Raw genomic sequence first — 6,502 nt, 5'->3', positions numbered from 1 at the left:
GAATCCCCTGCTTTTGGTTGAGTGTGTTCTTTAATCACAGCGAAACCCTCCGCCCAGCTTGCAGAGCTTAGCATACCAGAGCTTTGGTTCGGGTGACGAATCAGACGATTGCCTTGGCTTCGCTGAACTCTCAGAAATTCTCTTCTGGGGCCGGACTTTTTAATATCGAAGTCTAGGGCAAGAGAGTAACTTTGAGGTTTAGTGTCGCTAATACCTTGCTTATGGAGTAAGAAAGGGCGAGCCAATACCGAAAAGGTAACAAATACTGCGCCTGGATTTCCGGGCAAACCGAGTACTGGTGTTTCGCCAATTTGTCCATACATAAAAGGCTTACCGGGCTTGATGGCTGCGCGCCAGAAATCAATGCTCCCCAATGACTTGATTGCACTTTGTACATAGTCTTCTTCGCCAACGGATGCGCCGCCAGTGCTAATGATGATGTCGGCTTTATCACTCGCCGAGTTTAAAGCTTTAACCGTTGCTTCGAGTTGATCTGGGATGAGGCCAAGATCAACTATATCTGCGTTCAGGCTTTTGAGCATGCCGGTAAGTAGGTAGCGGTTGGAGTTAAATATTTGTGAAGAAGAGGGCTTATCGCCCGGTTCTACCAATTCGTCTCCAGTTGAAAAAATAGCGACTTTTAGTCTTCGAAACACTTTGACCTTAGCAATACCAATCGAAGCAATTAAGCCAACGCGGGCAGGGGAAAGGACTAGGCCCTTTTGTAAAATAACCTGGCCTTGTTGAACATCTTGACCTCGAGGGCGAATATTTTGCTTAGCGTTAGGCTGGGAGGAAAAGGTTACCTCCTTGTTGTGCTCATTGATTGTCGCCTGTTCTTGCATAATGACGCAGTTCGCTCCTGCTGGTATCGAGGCGCCGGTAAATATTCTCGCAGCAGTGCCACGTTCAAGTGTCTCGGGTTGGTGCCCGGCAGGAATGCGTTGTGAGATACAGAAGGCTTTACCCTCAGAGAAGTCATCAAGGTTTAGTGCGTAGCCGTCAACGGCACTGTTATCTGTGGGCGGTACATTAAGTGTAGAGACTAAGTCTTCAGCGAGCACTCTTTCGTGTGCATCAATAAGTGCAACTGATTCTGTCTCCGATATCGGGTTTGCCAATTTTTTTAAGCGCTCAATGATATCATCTAAAGGATTAAGGGTGTGTTTGACGGCTGAATCGCAGCAGCTTTGATTTGTGTTCGACATAAATAGCTCTGTCAGTATCGACGATGAAAAACGGGTTATTAGTTTAGCGTGTGCAGTGTATCGCTAAAACAGAAATAAATCGTTGATGATCATCAAGCGCTTAAGGAAGAGTTAGCAAGCGGGTAGATCTGCGTGAGTGCCGCAGCTTACGACACTACCGTCGCGCGAGTCGTACTTGATAACCAAGGAGCTGTTATTGCGATTGCCAGTGTCGCCGTTAAGGCGATAAGCGTAGCTGCAGACTCTGTTGCCGGTGTGGCGGTAAGCTCGATAGGCTTCATTGTTGTTGCCAACAACAACTGAGGGCGGGTTTTCCAATACGCCCTGCCAGACACCAATGCAGCCGTTGTTGCCTTGCCCTATATTCTCATTACCTGTGCCTTTATCAACACCAATTGGGTAGCCGATATTGTTGGTGTCAATCGTGCCATTGCCAAAGTTTGTCAGGTTTTGGGTGCGAGTGGTATGGCCTGCTGCCTGGAAGACTGCTTTGACAGTTTTAACGCCTGCCTGCAAATTTCCAGCAATGCTCCTAACCTGCGCTAGTTCAGCTTCATCAGATAGGTCACTAAATCTAGGTAACGCGATGCTTGCAAGCGCTCCAATTAATACGATAACAATGACCAGTTCGATCAGAGTAAAACCTTGGGATTTGAAGGGTTGAAGAGTCGGCTTCATAAATATATGTTTCTTAAGTAGTTTATTTAATTATAGGTACGAAAACGCGATAATTGTAAAAAAAATAGTATATTTCTGGATATAGCGTATAATCTGCGCTATCTTTATTGACAATATCCCCGATTTGGGGTGGCACTCCGCCAAAAAAATTAAATTCATCACAACTTTCCTTTAACGGCCTCGCGCTGTATCTATTTGAACTTTTACATAATATGAATCTTACCGAACTTAAGAAAAAAAGCGTTCCAGAATTACTCGAAATTGCTGCCGAAATGGGCTTGGATAATCTTGCTCGATCTCGAAAACAAACAGTTATCTTTTCTATATTGAAGCGCCATGCAAAAAGTGGCGAAGACATATATGGAGATGGTGTTTTAGAGATTCTTCAGGATGGCTTTGGATTTTTGCGATCAGCAGAAGGCTCATATCTGGCTGGACCAGATGATATCTACGTTTCACCTAGCCAAATTAGACGTTTCAATTTGCGTACCGGGGATACGATTTCCGGGAAAATCCGTCCGCCGAAAGACGGCGAGAGATATTTCGCGCTTTTGAAAGTTAGTCAGATCAACTTTGATAAACCTGAGAACTCGAAAAATAAGATTTTATTTGAAAACCTGACCCCTTTGTTTCCAAATGATCGTCTTATTCTGGAAGCCGGTAACGGTAGTACAGAAGATTTGTCAGCGCGTATTCTTGATTTGGTTGCTCCAATTGGTAAAGGACAGCGTGGCTTGGTTGTTTCTCCGCCGAAAGCGGGTAAGACCTTGATGATGCAGAATATTGCTCAGTCTGTCGCGCGCAACAACCCTGAGTGTCACCTCATGGTATTGTTGATTGACGAGCGTCCAGAAGAAGTAACGGAAATGCAGCGTTCGGTTCGTGGTGAGGTTGTAGCCAGTACCTTCGATGAGCCACCAGCTCGTCACGTTCAGGTAGCCGAGATGGTTATCGAGAAAGCAAAACGTTTGGTTGAGCATAAGAAAGATGTCGTCATTATCCTTGACTCTATTACGCGTTTGGCTCGTGCCTATAATACGATTATTCCATCGTCGGGTAAGGTCTTAACGGGTGGTGTTGATGCACACGCACTTGAACGTCCGAAGCGCTTCTTTGGTGCTGCTCGAAATGTTGAAGAAGGTGGAAGCCTGACAATTATTGCAACAGCTCTTGTTGATACCGGCTCTAAAATGGACGAGGTTATTTACGAAGAGTTCAAGGGTACCGGTAATATGGAAGTACACCTTGATCGTCGTTGTGCCGAGAAGCGAGTATATCCTGCGATTAATATTCGCCGTTCAGGAACGCGTCGAGAAGACTTGTTGATGAGTGAAGATGAGCTTCAGCGTGTTTGGATACTGCGTAAACTATTGCATAGTATGGATGACGACTTAGCAGCATTAGAATTTATTCTCGATAAGCTGAAAGACTCTAAAACAAATGATGAGTTCTTCTTGTCGATGAAGAAGCGATAGGCTGTTGTTGATGGCTCAAAAGCTTTGTTAAATAAAACTTTTGAGCTGAATTAAACATCGTCAGGCTAGAATATAAACCGGTATTTATACCGGTTTTTTTATGAATTGAATTGAGATTGTTGTGTCAGTTATGAAATATGATGACCTCCGAAGTTTTATCAAACAACTTGAAGCGCAAGGTGAGTTGAAGCGTATTGCTCAGGAAGTCGATCCTTATCTGGAAATGACCGAGATATGTGATCGTACTTTACGTGCAGGAGGGCCTGCTTTACTGTTTGAAAACCCAAAGGGTTACAATATGCCAGTGTTGGCAAATCTTTTTGGTACAACGCGGCGCGTTGCCTTAGGAATGGGGCAAGAAGACGTCAGTGCACTACGTGAAGTGGGCAAACTTTTGGCATTTCTTAAAGAACCTGAACCACCTAAAGGTTTTAAGGATGCCTGGCAAAAGCTACCGATATTTAAAAAGGTGATGGCGATGGGGCCCAAAGAGGTCCGCTCGGCTGCCTGTCAGGAAGTGCTTATCGAAAAAGATCAGGTGGATCTGTATAAGCTTCCTATCCAGACTTGCTGGCCAGGCGATGCAGGACCTTTGGTGACCTGGTCTTTGGTGATTACAAAAGGGCCTGAAAAGTCTCGCCAGAATCTGGGGATTTATCGCCAGCAGTTGATTGCAAAGAATAAGCTGATCATGCGCTGGCTATCTCACCGTGGTGGCGCACTAGACTTCAGAGAGTGGCAGCAAAAACACCCAGGTAAACCTTTCCCGGTTGCGGTGGCTTTAGGTGCTGATCCAGCAACAATACTCGGTGCAGTAACGCCCGTGCCCGATACCTTATCTGAATATGCCTTTGCTGGCTTGTTACGTGATAGTAAAACTGAAGTGACTAAAGCGGGCTTGAGTGACCTATCAGTGCCAGCGAGTGCAGAGATAGTATTGGAGGGCTTCATTTACCCTGATGAAGTCGCACCCGAAGGACCCTTCGGTGATCATACTGGTTATTACAATGAAGTGGATACCTTTCCGGTATTTACTGTCGAGCGTATTACTCATCGAAAAAATGCGATTTACCACAGTACTTATACTGGTCGGCCGCCTGATGAGCCTGCGATTCTCGGTTTAGCTTTGAATGAAGTCTTTGTACCGATTCTAAGAAAGCAGTTTCCTGAAATTGTCGATTTTTATTTGCCGCCGGAAGGATGCTCATATCGCCTGGCCGTTGTAACGATGAAGAAGCAATACCCAGGGCATGCTAAACGCGTGATGATGGGCGTGTGGTCCTTCCTTCGCCAGTTTATGTATACCAAGTTCGTAATTGTCTTGGATGATGACGTTAACGCACGAGAGTGGGAAGATGTGATTTGGGCAATTACGACACGTATGGATCCGGCAAGAGATATCACCTTGGTTGAAAACACACCGATAGACTATTTGGACTTCGCTTCGCCAGTATCGGGCTTAGGCTCCAAGATGGGTCTTGATGCAACCAATAAATGGCCGGGTGAAACAAACCGGGAATGGGGTGAACCAATTACCATGACTGACGAGATAAAGTCTCGAGTTGATGAAAGGTGGGACGACTTGGGCATCTTTGGTGGTGATCAGTCCAAGTGAACGTGCTCGAAATAGAGTCACGGGTTGAAGGCCAGCTTCGCACATACGAATTGGCTTTTGATGCGGGAGAGTCAGTATATGAAATTGCTGACAGATATGCCTTGAAGTTGCCCGTCAGTTGCCGCAACGGGGTTTGTGAGATATGCCGGGCCAAGCTCGTTTCTGGCGAAGTTGAATTCGGCCCCCGAAGGGAGCTGGTTCAGGGGCCACTACAGAAAGACTTGTTGCTGTGCCAGACTTGGCCAGTGAACTCAAGCAAAATTACAATAGATAATATCTATGGGCCAGGAGAATTGCCTGTGAAGAAAACGGTTTGCCGAGTAATCGCTGTCGAAGTGATTAGAGGGCATGTTTATAAAGTTGAGTTGCAGTTACCTGCGGGCAAGCTGCCGGAGTTTTATGCCGGGCAGTATTTGGCACTTGAGATGCCGGGTAAGGATGCTGGTAGTTATTTTTCTATCGCTTCAGCGCCTGGCTTGCGAGAAATCACCCTCCACATTCAGGCTGATCCGCACTTGAACTCAGCGGTTGAAATTGTGGACTACTGTAAGGACGCGTTGGAGAGTGGAGCCAGTGTCACGATCTCTTTACCGTTTGGAAAGGCTTGTTTGCCAAAAGTGCCTGATAAGCCGCTAATCTTGATGGCTGCTGGTACCGGCTTTGCTCAAATGAAGTCTATTATTGACTATCTCCTGGCGCAGAATTATTCGCTTCCGCTTGCCTTATATTGGGGAGTTAGAAAAGAAGAAGATATGTACTTGGCAGAGTTGGCTGAGGAGTGGGCATCGAAATATGATCACTTTGAATTCCACCCGCTTATCGCAGACATTGAAAACATAGATGCAAACGCTCATCACAATCAATTGAGTGATGCGGTATTAGCAGACTTTTCAAATTTAGCGGATAGTAAGGTTTTTGTTAGTGGCTCGCCAAAGCTTGTTCATTCTGCAATGGACGCCTTGCTGGAAGCCGGATTAGAAGAACAAGACTTCTTCTCCGATGTTCTGGAATATGCGCCACGTTCTTAAATATTAGTGGCGCAAGCATGATGGTTTTAGAGCCAAGCAGAAATACTGTCTAGCTCAGTGGCTATCGAGACTCAGGTAGGGGCAATTTTGGCAGCTCAAGATTCTCGATAAGCCCTTCGAATACTTCTTTGTCGGCATTATTTTTCGCATTTAGGCGTATATTCAGGCGACATAGCTCCGCGAGACTTTCCTTGTTTTCGTGTAGTTTGTTGCTCGCTTCAAAGTATTCTTGAGCTTTCCCCCATAAACCATTTCTTAGGCAAAGCCTACCAAGTGCTAGCAATAAGCTGGCATTGTTGGGTCTGCTTTTTAGCCATTGTTCGGCGTGGATCAGTTGCTCGGAAGTGTTTTGAGCGGCGACCATTCCATAGACGCGAACCAGCCTGTCGTCCCATTTCTTTTCCAAGGCTTTTCGGATTAAGGTTTCGCACTCGTGATCGTTGTTAAGGCGAATAAGCTGTAGTGCGTACGTTTCAAGCAACTGCGCGTCGAATTGTA

The 6,502-nt window shown here is 45.8% G+C and carries 6 protein-coding genes; 3 read left to right on the top strand and 3 right to left on the bottom strand.

All coding sequences use genetic code 11. The features are described 5' to 3' along the window. Positions 1-1,208, bottom strand: a 1,208-nt coding sequence (glp, locus tag A3757_RS08450) for a gephyrin-like molybdotransferase Glp (RefSeq protein ID WP_068739419.1), incomplete at its 3' end; no start/stop codon positions are given. A gap of 111 nt (positions 1,209-1,319) precedes the next feature. After that, positions 1,320-1,886 (bottom strand): type II secretion system protein, encoded by a 567-nt coding sequence (locus tag A3757_RS08445; RefSeq protein WP_068512784.1) that lies wholly within the window; start codon positions 1,884-1,886, stop codon positions 1,320-1,322. Positions 1,887-2,098: 212 nt separating this feature from the next. Between A3757_RS08445 and rho the strand changes: the two genes are divergently transcribed. The 3 genes from rho (at position 2,099) to A3757_RS08430 (ending at position 6,004) form a co-directional block, all read left to right on the top strand. Then, entirely contained in the window at positions 2,099-3,361 is a 1,263-nt protein-coding gene (gene rho / locus A3757_RS08440) for a transcription termination factor Rho (protein WP_068512781.1), read from the top strand. Between the two features lie 130 nt (positions 3,362-3,491). Further along, complete coding sequence (ubiD, locus tag A3757_RS08435; protein ID WP_068512779.1) at positions 3,492-4,976, top strand: 4-hydroxy-3-polyprenylbenzoate decarboxylase; 1,485 nt, start codon at positions 3,492-3,494, stop codon at positions 4,974-4,976. Then, the gene (locus A3757_RS08430) at positions 4,973-6,004 is read left to right on the top strand and encodes a 2Fe-2S iron-sulfur cluster-binding protein (protein WP_082865348.1); all 1,032 of its coding nucleotides are present in this window, start codon (positions 4,973-4,975) and stop codon (positions 6,002-6,004) included. The genes ubiD and A3757_RS08430 overlap by 4 nt, the downstream gene beginning before the upstream one ends. A 61-nt stretch (positions 6,005-6,065) precedes the next feature. Here the strand turns inward: A3757_RS08430 and A3757_RS26620 are convergent. Further along, positions 6,066-6,502: heme biosynthesis protein HemY (locus A3757_RS26620; RefSeq protein ID WP_369819540.1), on the bottom strand; the 437-nt coding region annotated here is incomplete at its 5' end.

Source organism: Oleiphilus sp. HI0117, assembly GCF_001635235.1.
The sequence above is the reverse complement of the archived record's forward strand: the minus strand, read 5'-3'. Positions and strand labels throughout refer to the sequence as shown.

Coding starts and splice junctions, on each gene's coding strand:
- A3757_RS08445 (WP_068512784.1), bottom strand. CDS start 1,886: ATGAAGCCGACTCTTCAACCCTTCAAATCCCAAGGTTTTACTCTGATC.
- rho (WP_068512781.1), top strand. CDS start 2,099: ATGAATCTTACCGAACTTAAGAAAAAAAGCGTTCCAGAATTACTCGAA.
- ubiD (WP_068512779.1), top strand. CDS start 3,492: ATGAAATATGATGACCTCCGAAGTTTTATCAAACAACTTGAAGCGCAA.